The organism is Allonocardiopsis opalescens (assembly GCF_003002095.1).
Lineage (GTDB): Bacteria > Actinomycetota > Actinomycetes > Streptosporangiales > Streptosporangiaceae > Allonocardiopsis > Allonocardiopsis opalescens.
In genome coordinates this window covers 514,235-532,531 of record NZ_PVZC01000002.1, presented here as the reverse complement: position 1 = coordinate 532,531, position 18,297 = coordinate 514,235, and the positions used below count along the sequence as shown (strand labels likewise).

Sequence of the window (18,297 nt, the reverse complement as noted above, 5' to 3'; positions counted from 1 at the left end):
AGGCGGCCGCGGGCCCGGCCGGCGGAGGGGGTGCCCCCCGTCCGGCCGGGGCCCGGCGCGGCGGCCGCGACCGGCGTCGCCGTCACCGCGGCTCCTAGCGGCCGTCGAAGGCGTCGTCCATCCGCCCGGCCGCCTCCGCCGCCGCCTCGTCCACCGTCGCCTGGCCGCCGGCCACCCGCTGCAGCATGGACGGGAGCACGGCTTGGGCGTCGATGGCGGTCCAGGCGCCGGTGGCCGGCACGAAGCGGGTGCCGGCCTCCAGGGTGGCGACGAAGGGCTCGATCGCCGGCTCGGCCTCGGCCGCCTCGGCCTGCACGTCGGTGAAGGTGGGCAGGTTGCCCATGGCGTCGAACATCCGGCGCTGGTACTCCTTGCCGCCCAGCAGCCGCAGGAACTCCACCGCGAGGGTGCGCCGCTCGGTCCCGGCCAGCACGCCGAGGTTGTTGCCGCCGGCGAAGGCGGGGGCGGTGCTGCCCGCCTCGGTGCCCGGCAGCGGCACCACCGCGTAGTCGCCGGCGACCTCGCTCTCGTCCACGGCCAGCCGGTTGAAGTCGCCGCCGATGGTCATGGCGGCGTCCCCGGCGATGAACTGCTGCACGCTGTCGTTGCCGGTCATCTCCGCGCAGGTCTGCGGCGGGCAGATCTCCTCGGTGAGCAGGTCCGTGTAGGCGGTGATGCCCTCGACGGACGCGGCGGAGTCGATGGCCGAGGCGAAGTGCGTGCCCTGCGCCTCGGCCAGTTCGCCGCCGTGCGCCCACAGGAAGGGCAGGAAGGCGTAGGTGTAGGCGCCGCCGGTGGAGATGCCCAGCAGCTCGGGCCGCTCGGCGCGGATCTCCTCGGCGGTGCCGGCCAGCTCGTCCAGGGTGGCCGGGGGCTCCAGGCCCAGCTCGTCGAAGACGTCGGTGCGGTAGTACAGCGCGCGCACGCCCACGTACCAGGGCAGCGCGTAGTTGCCGCCCTCCACCACGGTGGAGACCGCCAGGCCCGGGTCCATGTCGGCGTACTCGTCCCAGGCCTCCAGGTCCGCGCGGATGTCGGCCAGGCCGCCGGCCTCCACGTAGCCCGCGAGGTCGGTGTTGCCGAACTCCGCCACGTCGGGGGCGCTGGCGGGGTCGTTGAACGCGGCCTGGAAGCGCTCGGCCCGGCTCTCCACCGGGATGTACTGGACGTCGACGGTGACGCCCTCGTGGGCGGCCTCGAACTCGGCGACCGCCTGCTCGACCACGGTCTCCTTCGCCTCCTGGTTCACCTCGGTGAACAGCCAGACGCGCAGGGTGCCGGTGGTCTCATCGGCGCCGGAGGGGGAGTTGGTGGACTGCGGGGGCGCGCAGGACGCCAGCAGGGCGGCGGCACACAGCAGCCCGAGGGCGCGGACGACTCTCACCGGACCTCCAGGAGAGGGGAGCGGAGCGGGACCCCTCGCGCGGACGCGAGGGACGAGGGGAACCGCAATGTACAAACCGCCCCGGCCGGTGCTGAAGGTGATCTCCCGAATGTTGTGCACTGCACAATCGGGGGTGCTCTATGCAATACGGGTGCGCCACCGGCGCCGTCACGGCCGTCCGGACGGGACCGTCCGGACGGGCTCGGCGCGCCGGAGGCGGCCGCGCGGCTAGGGCAGCCGGAAGAACACCATCGGGTTGTCCTTGGTGTCGTGCACCCGCTCGGCGATGCCCAGCGACTCCTTCAGCTCCATCAGCCGCCGGTGCGTCTCGGGCGCCTTGGCCTGGGCCGGGGTGAAGTACTCGACGCCCTTGTCGGCCAGCCAGCGCAGCAGGACGGCGCCCTCGGTGAAGGGCAGCGGGCGGCGGCCGTGGAAGACGTCGTGCACGCTCACCGGGGTGCCCGAGGGGACCTTCGGGAAAAGGTGCTCGATGTACCAGTGCGCGAAGCGGCCGGAGTGCGCGGCGTCGATGAAGAGGTAGTCGACATCGGGGGGCAGGGTGCCGAGTTCGTTGCGCACATCGCCGTGGTGGAAGGTCCAGCGCTTCTCGGCGAGGTCGTCGGGGATATTGCTCTTCACATTGTCGACGAGGTCGTAGGAGTGCAGCTGCCCTTCACCGTTGTCGGCCAGCGCGCGCAGCAGCCAGGAGGTGGACCAGCCGTGGAAGGTGCCGATCTCCACCACCTGCCGCGGCCGCAGTTCGCGCAGCAGCAGATAGGTCATCTCCGCTTCGATGTCGTCCAGTTTGGGCTTCATCGTGGCCTGGCGGTCGGCGAGGAACCGCCGCTGCGCTTCGCGTGCGGCGCGCAGATCGGTGGCGAATGCCCGATAGAGCGCTGAAACGGACTCATCGGTCAGGGTGTTCGCGGTCAATTCCGTCTCCCTCGCTTATCGGTCCGGCGCGCGCACCGATGACCGAATGCGCACGCGCGGTCCCCCGTCACCACCGGTGCACCATATCGGTTGCCCAATGCGGCGGCGGCGCCCACGGCGAGGGCGTCAGTTCGGCGGCGGGGCGGCGGTGCTGGCCCTGACCACCACATCGCCCTCCACGTGCACCACCCGCGGCTCCTTGGCCGGGCCGTCGGTGAGGGCCAGCCGGGCGGCCTGCTCGCCCATCCGCTCCAGCGGCAGCCGGACGGTGGTCAGCTGCGGGGTGATGTCGCGGACGGTGGGGATGTCGTCGAAGCCGGCCACGGACATGTCCTGGGGCACCCGCACGCCCGCCTCGCGCAGCGCGGCGAGCGCGCCGGTGGCCATGACGTCGTTCACCGCGAACAGGCAGGTGGCGTTGGTGCCGGCCGCGAGGAGTTCGCGGGTGGCGCGGTAGCCGCCGTCGCGGGTGAAGGCGCCCGGCACGATGGCGCGGTCGGGCAGGCTGACGCCGGCCTGGGTGAGGCCGTCGCGGAAGCCGGCGATGCGGTCGGTGGCGGTGAGCAGGTGCGGGGCGCCGCCGAGCACCGCGAAGCGGCGGTGGCCCAGTTCGGCCAGGCGCAGCGCCAGCGACTGCGCGCCGGAGTAGTTGCCGGGGACGACGGTGTCGGCGTCCAGGGTGGCCTGGGAGACCAGCGCCACCCGGCCGCCCTGGGCGCGGAAGGCCTCGATCTCGGCGGCCAGCCGGTCGGTCTCCTCGGAGTGCGCGGTGCGGCTGCCGGCCAGTACCACGGCGCGGGCGCGGTGCGAGCGAAGGGTGGAGACCAGCGCGCTCTCGCGGTCGGCCTCGCGCGAGGTGGTGCCGAGCACCACCACCAGGCCCTGCTCCTCGGCCACCCGGGTGACCCCCGCCGCGATGCTGGAGAAGTAGGGGTCGGAGATGTCGTGCACCACCAGGCCGACGAGGGTGCTGGTGTTGCGGGCGAGGGTCTGCGCGGAGGCGTTGGCGAGGTAGCCGAGTTCGCGGGCGCTGTCGATCACCCGGCGGCGCAGCTGCTCGCCGACCTGGCGGGTGCTGCCGTTGAGGACCCGGGAAGCGGTTGCCAGCGAGACACCGGCGTGCTTGGCCACTTCGACCAGGGTCGCGTGCCGACGCTGCACCGGCTCCACCTCCTCACGCGCCCGCCGTCCGCGCGGTCGCGGGGCGGCCCAGAACGGTCGTAGCACCGCTGGGAAAGTTTTCCCGTCCATCATGGCAGACCGCGCCGCGGGCCGGACACCGGTCGGCGGGCGAAAGGCGAGCGAGTCGCACCATAGCGGGGCCGCGACAGGTGGGATACGATGGAAAACGCTTTCCGTGCGCGAAGGGTGGATGAATGGACAGTCAGGTACTCGGCATCGCCATGAACGGCGTCACGGGCCGGATGGGCTACCGGCAGCATCTGCTCCGGTCGATCCTGGCCATCCGGGAGGACGGCGGGGTGGCGCTGCCCGACGGCACCCGGGTGGTGCCCGAGCCGCTGCTGGTGGGCCGATCCGAACGCAAGCTGCGTGAGCTGGCCGACCGCCACGGCCTGGACCGGTGGACCACCGACCTGGACGGGGCGCTGTCCGATCCGTCGGTGAGCGTGTACTTCGACGCCCAGGTGACCTCCGCCCGCGAGGCCGCGCTGCGGGCCGCCATCACCGCGGGCAAGCACGTCTACGTCGAGAAGCCCACCGCCGACAGCCTGGCCGCCGCGATCGACCTGGCCCGGCTGGCCCGCGACGCCGGGGTGAAGAACGGGGTGGTGCAGGACAAGCTCTTCCTGCCCGGGCTGATCAAGCTGCGCCGCCTGGTCGACAGCGGCTTCTTCGGCCGGGTGCTGTCGGTGCGGGGCGAGTTCGGCTACTGGGTCTTCGAGGGCGACTGGCAGTCGGCCCAGCGCCCCAGCTGGAACTACCGCTCCGAGGACGGCGGCGGGATCGTGGTGGACATGTTCCCGCACTGGCAGTACCTGCTGGAGAACATCTTCGCGCCGGTGCGCCGGGTCAGCGCCACCGCCGTCACCCACCTGGACCGGCGCTGGGACGACGGCGTCCCCTACACGGCCACCGCCGACGACGCCGCCTACGGGGTCTTCGAGCTGGAGGGCGGCGTCATCGCGCAGATCAACTCCTCCTGGTGCGTGCGGGTGAACCGCGACGAGCTGGTGGAGTTCCAGGTCGACGGCACCGAGGGCAGCGCCGTGGCCGGGCTGCGGCACTGCCGCGCCCAGCACCGCTCGACCACCCCCAAGGCGGTGTGGGACCCCGACGTGGCCGATGGCGGCGGCTACCGCGAGCAGTGGCTGGAAGTGCCCGACAACGGCGAGATGGACAACGGTTTCCGGGCCCAGTGGGAGCTGTTCATCCGGCACGTCTGCGCCGACGAGCCCTTCGGGCACGACCTGCTCTCGGGAGCCCGCGGCGTGCAGCTGGCCGAGGCGGGGCTGGAGTCCTCGGCCACCGGCCGCAGGATCGACATCACGGAGATCGTGCTGTGAGCGGCCCGACGCTCCGGCTGCCCGGCGCCGACGGCGCCCTGCACTCCTACACCCTGCGCGGCGCGGCCGCCGTGGGCGCGGACGCGACCGGTGCCCCGCCGCGCTCGCGCACCGCCTACGCCGCCGCGCACGTGGTGGCCGACCCGCTGGCCGGGAACGCCCCCGACGCCCCGGCCCGGCTGGACTGGGACGCCACCCTCGCCTTCCGCCGCCACCTGTGGAGCACCGGCCTGGGCGTGGCCGAGGCGATGGACACCGCGCAGCGCGGCATGGGCCTGGACTGGCCGGCCACGGCCGAGCTGATCCGCCGCTCGGCCGCCGAGGCGGCGGCCTGCGGCGGCGCCCTGGTCTGCGGCGCGAGCACCGACCAGGCGCCGCCCGAGCTGGACTCCCTCGACGAGGTCGTGGCCGCCTACACCGAGCAGCTGGAGACGGTGGAGGCGGCCGGGGCCACGCCGGTGCTGATGGCCAGCCGGCAGCTGGCCGCGCTGGCCAGGGGCGCCGACGACTACGCCAAGGTCTACGACCGGCTGCTCGAACAGGTCGCGCGCCCCGTGGTGCTGCACTGGCTCGGCCCCGCCTTCGATCCGAAGCTGGCGGGCTACTGGGGCCACACCGACCCGGCCGACGCGATCCCGGCCGTCGCCGAGCTCATCTCCCGGCACGCCCGCGCCGTCGACGGCATCAAGGTCTCGCTGCTCGACGCGGAGCTCGAAGTGCGGCTGCGGCGGCTGCTGCCGCAGGGCGTGCGGCTGTACACCGGCGACGACTTCAACTACCCGGAGCTGATCCGGGGCGACTCCGCCGGCTTCTCGCACGCGCTGCTGGGCATCTTCGCCGCCATCGCGCCGGTCGCCGCCGCCGCGCTGCGCGCGCTGGACGAGGGCGACACCGCGCGCTACGAGGAGCTGATGGCGCCCACCGTGCCGCTGTCGCGGCACCTGTTCGCGGCGCCGACCTACTACTACAAGACCGGCATCGCCTTCCTGGCCTGGCTGGGCGGGCACCAGCGCGGCTTCACCATGGTCGGCGGCCTGCACAGCGCCCGCTCGCTGCCGCACCTGGCCGAGGCGCTGCGGCTGGCCGACGCGGCCGGGCTGCTGCCCGACGCCGAACTCGCGGCGGCGCGGATGCGCCGGCTGCTGGACGTGGCGGGGGTGGAGGCGTGAGCGCGGTCGACGTACCCTCGGGCCGGCCCGCCGGCATCCCCACCCCCCGGCCGGGGGACCCCCGGCTGGCCCGGCTCTCGGTGAACCAGGCGACCGTCAAGCAGTGGGACGTGGCCGCGCTGGTGCGCGGCTGCGCCGCGGCCGGCGTCCCCGCGGTCGGCCTGTGGCGCGAGCCCGTGGCCGCCGCCGGGCTGGCCCGCTCCGCCAAGCTGGTCCGCGACGCCGGGCTGCGGGTGTCGTCCTACTGCCGCGGCGGCTTCCTGACCGGCCCCGACGGCGCCGCCGCGCTGGCCGACAACCGAGCCGCGATCGACGAGGCGGCCGAACTCGGCGCGCCCTGCCTGGTCATGGTGGTCGGCGGCCTGCCCGAGGGCTCGCGCGACCTGCCGGGTGCGCGGGCCCGGGTCGCCGAGCGCCTGGCGGAGCTGGCCCCCTACGCGGGGGAGCGCGGGGTGCGGCTGGCCCTGGAGCCGCTGCACCCGATGTTCTGCGCCGACCGCGCGGTGCTCTCCACCCTCGGCCAGGCCCTCGACCTGGCCGAACCCTTCCCGGCCGAGCAGGTCGGCGTGGTGGTCGACGCCTACCACGTGTGGTGGGACCCGCAGGTGGAGCGCCGGATCGCCCAGGCGGCGGGCCGGATCGCCTCCTTCCAGGTCTGCGACTGGGTCCTCCCGCTCCCCGCCGACGTGCTCAACGGCCGCGGCATGGCCGGCGACGGCTGCATCGACCTGCGCGCCCTCCGCCGCTCGGCCGAGGCGGCCGGATACACGGGCGACATCGAGGTGGAGATCTTCAACGACGCCCTGACCCAGGCCGACGCCGACGCCGTCGTCGCCACCATCGCCCGCCGCCACATCGAGCACGTCCTGGAGCCGGAGGTCTAGGCCGGGCGGCCGCGGGCTCCGGCTCAGTCCTCGCAGGCGGTGCCGAAGGGGTTGTCCACGACATAGCGCCAGTAACCGTCGGCGCCGCGCCTGGCCACATCGGTCGCGGTGCCGGCGAGGTGCGTCTCGCGGCCGTCGGGCGCGGTGCCGTCGATGGTCCAGTCCACGATGTGCAGCGCGATGTCGCCGCTGACGTAGCAGTGGCGCGGTACGACCCGGATGGGGATGCGCAGCGCCAGCAGTTCGGCATTGGCGCGCACTCGCTCGCAGCCGGTGACCGGCTCACCCGGCCGGGCGGCGAAAGCGGCTTCCGGCTCATAGACGAGGTCGAGCCGTTCGGGATCGAAGCTGTTGAAGGCGCGGGCGAAGACGTGCGGGTGGTCGGCCGCCTCGGTGCTCAGCGGCACACTGGGGATATGAGCGGATCGGAGGTCGCGGTTCATGCGGCCAGTGAAACAGGCACCGGTGTGGGTCACCGAACGGAAACCCACGCGGCCTGGGATCCCGAGCTGGTACCGGACGGGCGCGGCCGTACCCGCAGGCCGGAGCCGGACTGTCCGGTCGAACTGGCGCTGGCCGCCGTCTCGGGCCGCTGGACCACGCTGCTGCTGCGGGAGCTGATGGCGGGCCCGTGCGGCTTCACGGAGCTGCGCGGGCGGCTGCCCGAGCTGTCGGCCAAGGTGCTCAGCGAGCGGCTGCGCACCCTGGCCGAACGCGGACTGGTCGCCGTCGAGCGCGAGCGCGGCTTCCCGGTGCGCACCCGCTACCGCCTGACGGAGGCCGGACAAGCGCTGCGGCCGCTGCTGGTCCAGCTGTACGCCACCGGCGCGCAGCTGGCGCGGCTCGCCTGAGCCTGCCCGGCCGCGGGCTACAGCAGTCCGCCCGTCTCCACCGGCAGCCCGGTCTCGAAGGAGCGGTTGGCGGCCAGGCCGCACAGCAGGGCGCGGGCGCCGTCGGTGTGGTCGGGGGCGGGGACGCCGGTGCCCGCGAACAGGGCGTCCAGCAGCAACCGGTCGCCGCCGCCGTGGCCGCCCTCGCCGATGGTGACGGGGACCTCCTCGGCGGGCTCCCAGTGCCGCTGGAGGGTGAGGCGGGAGGTGGTGTCCTTGGGGCCGGGGGCGTTGGAGTCCCAGGCGACGTGGTCGCGCTCCAGTACGTCCAGCTCCAGGCGGCCGCCGCTGCCGGTGAAGGCGACCCGGTAGCCCTCCCACGGGGAGTAGGCGGCCAGGTGGTAGCTGAGCGCGGTGCCGGAGCCGTAGCGGACCAGCAGCGACATGTCGTCCTCGACGGTGATGCCTGGGGCGAAGACGTTCTGGTCGCGGTGGTAGCCGTCCTCGTGCTCGGCGTCGAGGTACAGGGAGCGCAGCACGGGGTCGTCGGCGATCCGCAGCGCGAAGGGGTCGTCGGCGGCGCGGTCGTCGGCGTGGGCGCGGTCGTAGCCGCGGGCCAGGCCGCGGCGGCGGCCGTTGTCGTCGCCGTAGAAGAACAGCCGGCCCCAGCCGAAGACGGACTCCGGCTCGGCGCCCAGCCACCAGTTGACCAGGTCGAAGTGGTGGCTGGACTTGTGCACCAGCAGGCCGCCTGAGTTGGCCCGGTCGCGGTGCCAGCGCCGGAAGTAGTCGGCGCCGTGGGACAGGTCGAGCAGCCACTCGAAGTGCACCGAGCCGACCTCGCCGATGGCGCCCGCCGCCAGCAGCTCGCGGACCTTGGCGTGCACGGGGTTGTACCGGTAGTTGAAGGCGACCCGGACCCGGCCGCCGGTGCGCCGCTGCGCGTCGAGCACCTGGCGGCAGCCGGCCAGGTCGCTGGTCATCGGCTTCTCGGTGATCACGTCGCGCCCGGCGTCGAGCGCCGCCGCGATGTAGTGGGCGTGCGTGCGGTCGACCGAGCAGACGATGACCTCGTGCACGTCCTCCTTGTCCAGCATCTCGGCGAACCGGTCGGGGCCGTAGGCGGGGACCTCGGCGGCACCCTGCTCGCGGAGCAGGGCGTTGTGCGCCCGCATCCGGGTGAGGTTGGTGTCGCAGAAGGCGGCCGCGGTGCCGTGCGCGGCGTGCGAGCCGGCCAGTGCGGAGGTGTACATGCGGGCGCGGGAGCCCAGGCCGACGACGGCGTAGCGGCGCGGCTCGGCGGGCTGCTCGGAATGCTCGGTCACCTGATGATGGTAAGCGCTTTCCAAGGCTCCTGCCTAGGGGTAGTCTCCACGCAACCGCTCGGGCCGCTCCCGGTCCGGCGGAGCGGCCGGGGTGCGATGGGGCGCCTCCGCCGGTGTCGCGCCAGGTCTCCGGCTTCAGCCATTGACGCGCGTCCCGAACGCTGCTAGGAACCAGTTACTCCAATCCTGGATAGCGCTTACCGAGATTTCATGACACCATCTGGAAATCATCGGGAAATACGCTCCGCAATCAGAAGGAGGCCCGTGTATGACCTCCGGCCGTCGGTTTACCGTGATCCGGGTGCGCCTCGCTGAGCAGCCGGTGAGCTGGGCGAGAGAGGCGCCATGATCGGACTCCGCGAGCGGACGCGCGCCGGCTCGGACAATGTCCCCTCGGCCGCCGACACGCAGCGCACGCGCAGACGCTGGCGCGGCCGGCAGGACACTCTCGCGGCCGGCCTCTTTCTCGGGCCCTGGTTTATCGGTCTCATCTTCATCACGCTCGGGCCCATTCTCGCGTCGCTCTACTTCTCCTTCACGGATTACAGCCTGCTGTCCCCGCCGGAGTGGATCGGGCTGGAGAACTACCAGCGGATGCTGGAGGACGAGCGGCTGCACTCCTCGCTGGGCGTCACCGTCGTCTACGTGCTGGTGTCGGTGCCGCTCCAGTTGGCGCTGGCACTGGCGCTGGCCCTGGTGCTGGACCGGGGCGTGCGCGGCCTGCCGCTGTACCGCTCGGTGTACTACCTGCCGTCGCTGCTGGGCAGCAGCGTCGCGATCGCGCTGCTGTGGCAGCAGATGTTCGGCGCCGAGGGGCTGCTCAACGTCGTCCTCTCGCTGTTCGGGGTCACCGGCGAGAGCTGGATCTCCCACCCCGACTACGCGCTGTCGACCATCATCGGCCTCAACGTCTGGACCTTCGGCGCGCCGATGGTCATCTTCCTGGCCGGACTGCGCCAGATCCCGGCGATGTACTACGAGGCGGCGGCGGTCGACGGCGCGGGCCCGGTGCGCCGGTTCTTCCAGATCACCGTCCCGCTGCTCACCCCGATCATCTTCTTCAACCTGGTGCTGCAGATGATCAACGCCTTCCAGAGCTTCACCCAGGCGTTCATCGTGAGCGGCGGCACCGGCGGCCCGTCGGACTCGACCCTCTTCTACACGCTGTACCTGTACCAGCGCGGCTTCGGCGCCTTCGACATGGGCTACGCCTCGGCCATGGCCTGGCTGCTGCTGGTGATCATCGGAGGCTTCACCGCCGTGCACTTCATCGCCTCGAAGTACTGGGTGTTCTATGGTGACTGAGACGCAGCCCCGCGGCGCCGCCATGCGCGCCGCCCGCAGGCGGCGCGAGCACGTCCGCCGCCTGCTCACGCACCTCGGCCTCATCGCCTTCGGCGCGCTGATGCTCTACCCGCTGCTGTGGATGCTGGTCAGCTCGATCCGCGCCACCGAGCAGATCCTGCGCGACCCCAGCCTGCTTCCCAACAGCTTCGTGTGGCAGAACTACACCGAGGGCTGGGTGGCGCTGGAGCACCCCTTCCACCACTACCTGCTCAACTCCGGGATCGTGGTGGCCGGCTCGGTGGTGGCCAACCTGCTGGCCTGCTCGATGGCGGCCTACGCCTTCGCCCGGCTGGAGTTCCGCGGCAAGCGGCTCTTCTTCGCCATCATGCTCGCCACGATCATGCTGCCGGTGCACGTGGTGATCGTGCCGCAGTACATCCTGTTCTCGCAGCTGGACTGGATCAACACCTTCTATCCGCTGATCGTGCCGAAGCTGCTGGCCACGGACTCCTTCTTCATCTTCCTGATGGTGCAGTTCATCCGGGGCCTGCCGCGCGACCTGGACGAGGCGGCGCGCATCGACGGCTGCGGCCATATCGGCATCTTCGTGCGCATCATCCTGCCGCTGTCGGTGCCGGCGCTGGCCACCACCGCCATCTTCACCTTCATCTGGACCTGGAACGACTTCTTCACGCAGCTGGTGTTCCTGACCGATCCGGACCTGTACACCGTCCCGCTCGCGCTGCGCACCTTCGTGGACTCCACCAGCCAGACCTCGTGGGGTCCGCTGTTCGCCATGTCGATCGTCGCCCTGGGTCCGATCTTCGGCTTCTTCCTGGCCGGACAGCGCTATCTCGTCAAAGGCATCGCCACCACCGGAATCAAGTAGCCGGGACCGAACAAGCACCGCGAAAGGAGACGAGATGCCACCTCGTCTGGGCACCGACCGCCCGAGAACCGCCTCCGTCCGAGTCAGAGCGATCGCGGTGGCGGCCGTGCTCGCCCTGGCCGCGTCCGCCTGCGGCGGAGGCGGCGGCAGCGACGACGGGACCGTCACGCTCCGCTTCTCCTGGTGGGGGGCCGACGCCAGGCACGAGACGACCCAGCAGGTCATCGACCGCTTCGAGGAGCTCAACCCCGGCATCACCGTCGAGGGCGAGTACACCGACTGGGAGGGCTACTGGGACCGGCTGGCCACCACGGTGGCGGGCAACGACGCCCCCGACATCATCACGCACGAGGAGCGCTACCTGCGCGACTACGCCAGCCGCGGGGCGCTGCTCGACCTCAACGAGACCGAGATCGACACCTCGCAGATCGACCCGCTCGCCCTGGACGGCGGCGAGCTGGACGGCGGCATGTACGGGATCGCCACCGGCGTGAACGCCTTCGCGGTCGTCGCCGACCCGCAGGCCTTCGAGGACGCCGGCGTCGAGATGCCCGACGACGAGACGTGGACCTGGGAGGACTACATGCGGATCTCCGAGGAGATCTCGCAGAACTCCGAGGACGGCTTCTACGGCTCCCAGGACTTCGGCTTCACCGAGAACGCCTTCAACATCTTCGCCCGCCAGCGCGGTGAGAGCCTGTACACGGCCGACGGCTCCATCGGCTTCTCGCCGGAGACGCTGGAGGAGTGGTTCCAGATGCGGGTGGACATGATGGAGTCCGGCGCCACCCCGCCCGCCTCGCTGAGCGTCGAGAGCGACGCGGGCGGCCCCGACCTGTCGCTGCTGTCGACCAACACCGGCGCGATGGGCAGCTGGTGGACCAACCAGCTCGGCACCCTCGCGGGCACCGCCGGGCGCGACCTGGAGCTGCTGCGCTTCCCCGGCGAGAGCGAGGGCGAGCGCACCGGCATGTACTACAAGCCGGCCATGTACTACACCATCTCGGCGCGCACCGAGCACCCGGAGGAGGCGGCCCTCTTCGTCGACTTCCTGCTCAACGACCCGGCCGCGACGGAGCTGATCCTCTCCGACCGGGGCCTGCCCGCCAACATGGACCTGCGGGAGCAGTTCGTCCCCGAGTTCCCCGAGGCCGACGCGCAGAGCGCGGAGTTCCTGGCGAGCCTGGAGGACCACATCGTCGACGCCTCCCCGGTGCCCCCGATCGGCGCCGGCGAGGTCGAGCTGATCATGAAGCGGGTCGTCCAGCAGGTGCTCTTCGGCGAGCTGACCCCGGCCGAGGGCGCCCAGCAGTTCATCACCGACGTGGAGGCCGCCACCGGCGAGTGAGCCGGCGGCCTGATCACCGCCGGGCCGGATCCTCCGGCCCGGCGGTGCGCCACGCCTGGACACCGCCGACGTAGGCCGCCGCCGGCTCGCCGGGACCGGGCTCGCCCGCGGCGGCCGCCACCTCGGCGGCGTAGCGCTCGGCGTCGTCGCGCGGTTCGTAGCCGAGCGCGCGCGCCTCCTCCAGCGACCACCACCGCCGGGTGTTGTCCGACACCCCCCAGGCGACGCGGAAGCCGGGGTCCGGCGCGCTCAGGCACGCTTCCACCAGGCGGGCGCAGTCGTCGGGGGAGAGCCAGGTGGCCAGCATCCGCACATCGCTCGGCCGCTCGAAGCACGAGCCGATCCGCAGCGCGATCACGTCCAGCCCGTAGCGGTCGTGGTAGAGGCTGCCCAGGGCTTCGAGCGCCGCCTTGCCGACCCCGTAGAAGCCGTCGGGCCGGGGGAACAGGTAGTCGCCGGCCTCGCCCGCCGCGCGGGGGTGGAAGCCCACGGCGTGGTTGGAGCTGGCCAGCACCACCCGGCGCACCCCCGCCAGCCGCGCCGCCTCCAGCACCTTCTGGGTGCCGTCGATGTTGACCGACAGGATCCGCTCCCAGGCGTCCTCGCCGCTCAGCCCGGCCAGGTGCAGCACGGCGCCGACGCCGTCCATCGCGGCGGCCATGGCGGCGGCGTCGGTCACGTCGGCCGTCACGGTCTCCACCCGCTCGCCCTCGGCGGCGGGCGGCGGCGGCTCGGTGTCGAGCAGCCGCAGCACCCGGTCCGGCCGGGCCAGCCGGGGCCGCAGCAGGGTGCCCACGATGCCGGACGCACCGGTGATCAGCAGCCGTGCGGTCATGTCGCGCGTCCTCTCCGCTCTGCGCTTCGCGGTCCGGCCGGCGCGTCCGCGCCGCCTCAGCGGCCGCTGAGCGCCTTGGCGACGGCGGCCAGCCGCTCGGCGCTCGCCAGCCCGCCGTGGTACAGGTGGAGGTCCTGGGCGCCCGCCGCCGTGTAGCAGTCGATCAGCTCGCGCAGCAGCCCGGCGTCGGCCGGGCGCGGCGGCAGCGCGAGCACGTACGCGCCGAGCCGGGCGTCGGTGCCGCCGGGCCCGGCCCCGGCGGCCAGCCGCCGCAGCGCGCCCAGCCCGGCCACGTCGGCCTCGGGGGTGTTCCAGCAGTTGCCGACCAGGCCGTCGACGGCCGTGCCCACCTCGGGCGCGGCGGTGGCGAAGGGCCCGGTCGCCCACGGGTCCGCCGAGGCGTGCAGGGTGACGGGGACCGAGGGGTCCAGGCGGCGGATCTCGGCGACCAGCTCGCGCCGCAGCCGCGCCGCGATGCCCGTCCTGACGGCGGCCAGCGGCTCGGCCGTGTCGGCGCCCACCGCCGCCACCGTCGCGGGCGCGGCCGGGCCGTCCACCCCGGCGCGCACCCGCGCCGCCAGCCCGTCCGGGTCGATCCCGGCCTCCCGGTAGGCGGCCGCGCAGGCCGCGCAGAAGCAGAGCGAGAGCAGGGCCTGCCGGACCGGCGACCAGTCGGCGCCCTCGGTCTTCTCGTGGTGGCCGCCGTGCTTGAAGCCCAGCGGCCCGCAGGCCTCCAGCACCACGCCGTCCGGCCGCCCCTGCCGCACCACCTCGCGCACCAGGGTCCGGCAGAAGGCGGCGACGTCCGGCGCCGACGGGCACAGGGCGTAGGGGTAGCGGTCGCCGAAGGCGTTGCGCACGGCCACGTCGGGCGCGGCGTCGCCGAGGAGGGAGTTGTGGGTGAGCACCACCCAGGCGTGCACCGCGAGCCCGGCCGCGCGCAGCGCGTCGCGTGCGGTGCCGAAGGGGTCGGCCTCCTCCAGCCAGGTCGGCGCGGCCGGGACGAGCCGCTGCCCGCGCCAGGCGTCCGGCGCGACGGGCACGTAGCAGGCGGCGTGCCTGGCGTCCACCAGGCGGTGGCGCGGGTGGTGCGGGGTCGCCGCCCTGACCGTGTGGTAGTTCGCGGCCAGCGCGACCGCGCCGGCGCCCAGCCCGGCCAGCCGGGCCGGCGCGTCCGGGTCGCCCAGCACGTCCCAGGGGTAGGCGTAGATGACGTTCACCGCGGGTCCTCTCCTCGTGGGGCGCCGGCCGTAGGGGTCAGACCGGGTCGATGTGGCCGTCGGCGACCAGGACCTCGAAGGCGCGGCGCACCGAGCCGCCGGGCGGCAGCACCACCTCGTGCTCGAAGGCCAGCGCCGAGCCCACGCCCGGATAGCCGGCCACCCGGACGAACCAGGGGTCGGCCGCCGACGCGGCGTCGGCGCCGCGCAGCACCAGGGTGTAGCGGTCGTCGCCGCCTCCGCCGTCACCGTGCACGGCCAGCCACGGCGCGGGCTCGCCGTGCACCGCGTCCTCGCCCTCGGCGTCCGGCGTGCGGACCCGCAGCGGGGCGGCCGGGCGGGGCAGCCGCCAGAACAAGCCGCCGTAGCCGGCGCGCTCGCGGCCGTTGGTGCCGGGGCTGCCCAGCGGGACCGGGCGCTCGGTGGCGTTGCGCAGCTCGAAGGCGAACTCCAGCCGCCAGCCCTGGGGGGCGGGCGTCAGCCGCAGGCTGCGCTCCTCGGTCAGCACCCGGCCGCCCTCGCGCGACTCCCAGCGCAGCGTCTGGCCGAGATGGTCGTCCCCGCGCTCGCCCCAGGCGTCGTGCCGGATGGCGCCGTGGTCGTCCAGGGCCTGGTAGCCGCGGCCGCGCACGTAGGTGCGCCCGCCCCAGAAGTTGGTGCCCGCCACGTCCTGGAGGGAGACCGAGACGCCCAGGTGCCAGCGGTGGTCCTCGGGCGCGCAGTCGGTGACCGCGGTCCCGCCCAGGGTGGTGACGGGGTGCAGGAACGGGCGCGGGCCCAGGACCGGTTCCAGGTGCGGGGCGTCGTACTGGTAGGAGGCGACGGTGCGGCCGCCGACGGACAGCGGCAGCGGCGCGGGGCCGGGCTCAGCGGGCACCGACGGCCCCCCGGCGCGCGCTCCTGGCCCAGTCGGGACCGGCCTCCCCGAACAGCGCCAGCTCGCGGGCGCAGCGGGCGACCGCGCCGTCGACGCCCGCGATGATCGCGCGCCGCTCGGGCCCCTCGCCCTCCCAGCGCAGGTGCGCCTCGGGGATCGGGCGGGGCGGCGGCGCGAGCCGGATCGCCTCCAGCACCGCCATGAAGGCGCCGCAGCGGTGCGCCGCGGCCAGCAGCGGGACCTCGGGGTCGGCCAGGTGCTCGATCAGGTTCTCCAGCAGGTCGGTGCGCGGGTAGGTCCGCTCGCTGGTGCCGGTGGTGGTGTGCACGGTGATCCGGTCCTCGGTGTAGTGCACCACGGCGCGGCCGCGCGAGCCGGTCAGTTCAAGGTACGGGTCGGTGTTCTGCTCGGCGCACAGGGTGGCCGCCGCCGCGACGGTGCCGCCGTCGCGGGTGCGCACCCGCACGCTCACGGTGTCGTCGGCCTCGATCGGGCGGGCGCGGAAGCGCTCGACCTCCACGGCGGCGACGTCCTCGACGGTCTCGGCGCCGTGCAGCCGCAGTGCGGAGGCGAGGGCGTGCGCGAAGGGGTTGGTCAGCGCGCCGTCGGTGACGGGGGTGCCGTCCAGCTCCATCCGGCCCGCCCACGGGGTGCGGGCGTAGTAGGCGTCGGTGCGCACCCAGGTGCCGGCCGCGCCGATGCCGCGCAGGTCGCCGAGGATGCCGTCGCCGACCAGCCGGAGGGCGGCGGGCAGCGCGGCCGAGCCGAGGCTCTGGAAGCCGATCTGGCAGGGGCGGCCGGTCAGCTCGACGGTGCGCAGCAGCTCGGTGAAGTCGGCGAGGCGCGCGGCGGGCGGCTTCTCCACCAGCACGGCCGATCCGGCGCGCAGCGCGCGCACGGCCAGCGGCACATGGGTGTGGATGGGGGTGGCGATCACCGTGATCTCGGGGCGGCAGCGGTCCAGCAGCTCGTCCAGGTCGGCGGAGACGGGCACGCCGCCGATCTCGGCGCGGACCTCGGCGTCCAGCGGCCGGGGCTCGCACAGGCCGACCAGCGAGGTGGTGCCGAGCGCGCCCAGCCGGAGCAGCCGGGCGCGGTGGATTCGGCCGTAGCCGTACGCGCCCACCAGCAGCACACGGGCGGGGGTCTGCAAGGTCGGGTCCTTCCCTCGTGGGTCCGGCACGCCGCACGGAAAGCGTTTACCGAACCGTAGGATTCCGCGTTCGCGGCTGTCAACTCCCGTCCGGGCGCGGAGCGCCCGGAAAGACGGGCGGGGCATGGCGCGGCCGCGCCATGCCCCGCCTGGGCGGGCACCGGTCACCGAGGGCCGGCGCCCGCCGCCGGGCCGGTCAGATGCGGCCCGGTCCCGCGCCGTTCCGCACGATGGTGGGCACGTTGTTGGCGTTGTCCAGGCTGTAGGAGTAGGGGAGCGAGGCGACGCTGCCCGCACTCTCCGGCGAGCCGGAGCCGGTGAAGACGTTGCCGCGCTGGACCAGGCGGCCGTCGTCGGAGCTGGCGTAGCCGACCAGGGTGGGCTCGTCGACGTTCTCGAAGTAGTTGTTCTCCACGAGCACGCCCGCGTCCATGGTGGAGGCGACGCCGTACTCGTTGTCCCGGTAGTAGTTGTTGTAGACGTGCACGGTCTCGCCGAAGCGCACCCGCGGGTGGCGGGTCTGGCTGCCGTCGAAGAAGTTGTGGTGGTAGGTCACCCGCAGGTTGCCGTCGTCAGCGGTGTGGCCGTCGCTGTGACCCAGCAGCATGCTCTTCTCGTGGTTGTAGAAGCGGTTCCACGAGACGGTGATGAAGTCCGATTCGCGCTTGATGTCGACGCCGCCGTCATAACCGTTCGTGAAGCTGTTGTGGTCGATCCAGATGTTCGTCGACGCGTCCTGGACATTGATCGAGTCGTCAGCCGCGTTCGAGAAGTTCAGGTTCTGGATGATGACGTTCCGGACACCGTCGATGTCGAATCCGCCGCCGCGGATTCCGGAGCTGGAACCGACGCCGATGATCGTCTTGTTCGAGGCGACGTCCATCATTCCGGAGATGGTGATGACGCCGTTCACCTGGACGACCGCGTTGCCGGAGCTCTGGACGGCGTCCTCCAGTTCGCCGGCGGTGTCGACGTTGAAGACGGTGCCGTTGCCGCCGCCGGTGGTGCCGCCGTTGGTGGCCGCCCAGCCGGTGGGGGAGCCGACGAGCGGGCGCATGTCCAGCTGGGGGGTGGTGTCGGCGAAGGCGGTGGCGCCGCCGGCGAACAGCAGCGCGGTGAGCGCGGCGGCGGTGGCGACCCGGCGCCGCAGCGGCGGCCGGTTCCTGTGCGGGGGGGTTTCCATGAAAAGTGCTCCTTGGGCGTGAATTGACCGCACCGGCCGTTTGGGGGGGCATGCGGGAATGCGTTATGGAGAAGGAGGGCAGCATTGTTCGCACGCCCCTTGTCCGGGCACTTTCCCGCTCACCGGTACAGTCGTCTCGACGGGTAGACGCTAGTTCCTGGAAAGCGCTTTCCTGATCCAGAGGTTACAAACGGGTTTCAGGTGTGTCAATGGCTTTCCGGAGTTTTTTCGTCGCGGCTGGTGACCGTACCAAAATGATCTCGTGATTGGCGTGTGATGAGGTCGCCGGCCTCGCGACCGGGTGCGGGGCCGGCGGACGCGTCCGTCCGGGGCGCGGCCGGCGGCGCCCCTGGGGGCCGGGCCTCGCGGCGCCCGGGCCGCCCGGGAGGCGGCGGGCTGGCCGGATTTGGTCACCAGAGGTAATAGCGTATTTACTTTCCGATCACGCGGTGGTC

General features: G+C 73.1%; 17 protein-coding genes. 7 read left to right on the top strand and 10 right to left on the bottom strand.

Going from position 1 to position 18,297, the window contains the following annotated elements:
• Window positions 1-94 precede the first annotated feature (94 nt).
• The 3 genes from CLV72_RS09205 to CLV72_RS09195 all read right to left on the bottom strand — a co-directional run bounded on the left by CLV72_RS09205 (window position 95) and on the right by CLV72_RS09195 (window position 3,478).
• Window positions 95-1,384 carry an extracellular solute-binding protein gene (locus CLV72_RS09205; protein ID WP_106243008.1) on the bottom strand — a complete coding sequence of 430 codons (1,290 nt, stop codon included), beginning with the start codon at window positions 1,382-1,384 and terminating at the stop codon, window positions 95-97.
• Window positions 1,385-1,612: 228 nt separating this feature from the next.
• Entirely contained in the window at window positions 1,613-2,317 is a 705-nt protein-coding gene (locus CLV72_RS09200) for a class I SAM-dependent methyltransferase (protein ID WP_106243005.1), read from the bottom strand.
• Window positions 2,318-2,443: 126 nt separating this feature from the next.
• Entirely contained in the window at window positions 2,444-3,478 is a 1,035-nt protein-coding gene (locus CLV72_RS09195) for a LacI family DNA-binding transcriptional regulator (RefSeq protein ID WP_170140925.1), read from the bottom strand.
• Between the two features lie 215 nt (window positions 3,479-3,693).
• Here CLV72_RS09195 and CLV72_RS09190 point away from each other — a divergent pair, with 215 nt between their 5' ends.
• Genes CLV72_RS09190 through CLV72_RS09180 form a run of 3 tightly spaced genes read left to right on the top strand, consistent with a single transcriptional unit; the run spans window position 3,694 to window position 6,895 of the window.
• Window positions 3,694-4,842 (top strand): Gfo/Idh/MocA family protein, encoded by a 1,149-nt coding sequence (locus tag CLV72_RS09190; protein WP_106243002.1) that lies wholly within the window; start codon window positions 3,694-3,696, stop codon window positions 4,840-4,842.
• Entirely contained in the window at window positions 4,839-6,011 is a 1,173-nt protein-coding gene (locus CLV72_RS09185) for a dihydrodipicolinate synthase family protein (RefSeq protein WP_106242999.1), read from the top strand. Before CLV72_RS09190 ends, CLV72_RS09185 begins: the two co-directional genes overlap by 4 nt.
• Window positions 6,008-6,895 (top strand): sugar phosphate isomerase/epimerase family protein, encoded by an 888-nt coding sequence (locus tag CLV72_RS09180; protein ID WP_106242996.1) that lies wholly within the window; start codon window positions 6,008-6,010, stop codon window positions 6,893-6,895. The genes CLV72_RS09185 and CLV72_RS09180 overlap by 4 nt, the downstream gene beginning before the upstream one ends.
• Before the next feature lie 23 nt (window positions 6,896-6,918).
• Here the strand turns inward: CLV72_RS09180 and CLV72_RS09175 are convergent, their stop codons facing one another.
• Entirely contained in the window at window positions 6,919-7,302 is a 384-nt protein-coding gene (locus CLV72_RS09175) for a YybH family protein (protein WP_245930021.1), read from the bottom strand.
• Between the two features lie 60 nt (window positions 7,303-7,362).
• On the opposite strand from CLV72_RS09175, the gene CLV72_RS09170 reads away from it, so the two are divergent.
• The gene (locus tag CLV72_RS09170) at window positions 7,363-7,746 is read left to right on the top strand and encodes a winged helix-turn-helix transcriptional regulator (RefSeq protein WP_245930020.1); all 384 of its coding nucleotides are present in this window, start codon (window positions 7,363-7,365) and stop codon (window positions 7,744-7,746) included.
• A 17-nt stretch (window positions 7,747-7,763) separates the two neighbouring features.
• On the opposite strand, the gene CLV72_RS09165 is transcribed toward CLV72_RS09170, so the two are convergent.
• On the bottom strand, window positions 7,764-8,978 hold the full coding sequence (locus CLV72_RS09165; protein ID WP_106243625.1) for a Gfo/Idh/MocA family oxidoreductase: 1,215 nt from the start codon (window positions 8,976-8,978) through the stop codon (window positions 7,764-7,766).
• 417 nt (window positions 8,979-9,395) lie between these two features.
• On the opposite strand from CLV72_RS09165, the gene CLV72_RS09160 reads away from it, so the two are divergent.
• The 3 genes from CLV72_RS09160 to CLV72_RS09150 are packed head-to-tail and all read left to right on the top strand — an operon-like array spanning window position 9,396 to window position 12,574.
• The gene (locus CLV72_RS09160; RefSeq protein WP_106242984.1) at window positions 9,396-10,355 is read left to right on the top strand and encodes a carbohydrate ABC transporter permease; all 960 of its coding nucleotides are present in this window, start codon (window positions 9,396-9,398) and stop codon (window positions 10,353-10,355) included.
• Complete coding sequence (locus CLV72_RS09155; RefSeq protein ID WP_106242980.1) at window positions 10,345-11,226, top strand: carbohydrate ABC transporter permease; 882 nt, start codon at window positions 10,345-10,347, stop codon at window positions 11,224-11,226. Before CLV72_RS09160 ends, CLV72_RS09155 begins: the two co-directional genes overlap by 11 nt.
• A 34-nt stretch (window positions 11,227-11,260) precedes the next feature.
• On the top strand, window positions 11,261-12,574 hold the full coding sequence (locus tag CLV72_RS09150; protein ID WP_106242976.1) for an ABC transporter substrate-binding protein: 1,314 nt from the start codon (window positions 11,261-11,263) through the stop codon (window positions 12,572-12,574).
• 13 nt (window positions 12,575-12,587) lie between these two features.
• Here CLV72_RS09150 and CLV72_RS09145 read toward each other — a convergent pair whose 3' ends face one another.
• From CLV72_RS09145 to CLV72_RS09125, 5 genes are all read right to left on the bottom strand, one after another.
• Complete coding sequence (locus CLV72_RS09145; protein ID WP_106242970.1) at window positions 12,588-13,409, bottom strand: NAD-dependent epimerase/dehydratase family protein; 822 nt, start codon at window positions 13,407-13,409, stop codon at window positions 12,588-12,590.
• Between the two features lie 56 nt (window positions 13,410-13,465).
• Window positions 13,466-14,629 (bottom strand): hypothetical protein, encoded by a 1,164-nt coding sequence (locus CLV72_RS32760; RefSeq protein ID WP_106242967.1) that lies wholly within the window; start codon window positions 14,627-14,629, stop codon window positions 13,466-13,468.
• Between the two features lie 37 nt (window positions 14,630-14,666).
• On the bottom strand, window positions 14,667-15,506 hold the full coding sequence (locus CLV72_RS09135) for a DUF6807 domain-containing protein (RefSeq protein ID WP_106242965.1): 840 nt from the start codon (window positions 15,504-15,506) through the stop codon (window positions 14,667-14,669).
• Window positions 15,496-16,659 carry a Gfo/Idh/MocA family protein gene (locus CLV72_RS09130; protein ID WP_245930019.1) on the bottom strand — a complete coding sequence of 388 codons (1,164 nt, stop codon included), beginning with the start codon at window positions 16,657-16,659 and terminating at the stop codon, window positions 15,496-15,498. Before CLV72_RS09130 ends, CLV72_RS09135 begins: the two co-directional genes overlap by 11 nt.
• A gap of 196 nt (window positions 16,660-16,855) precedes the next feature.
• Window positions 16,856-17,842, bottom strand: a complete 987-nt coding sequence (locus tag CLV72_RS09125; protein ID WP_106242958.1) for a pectate lyase family protein — start codon at window positions 17,840-17,842, stop codon at window positions 16,856-16,858.
• Window positions 17,843-18,297: the final 455 nt, after the last annotated feature.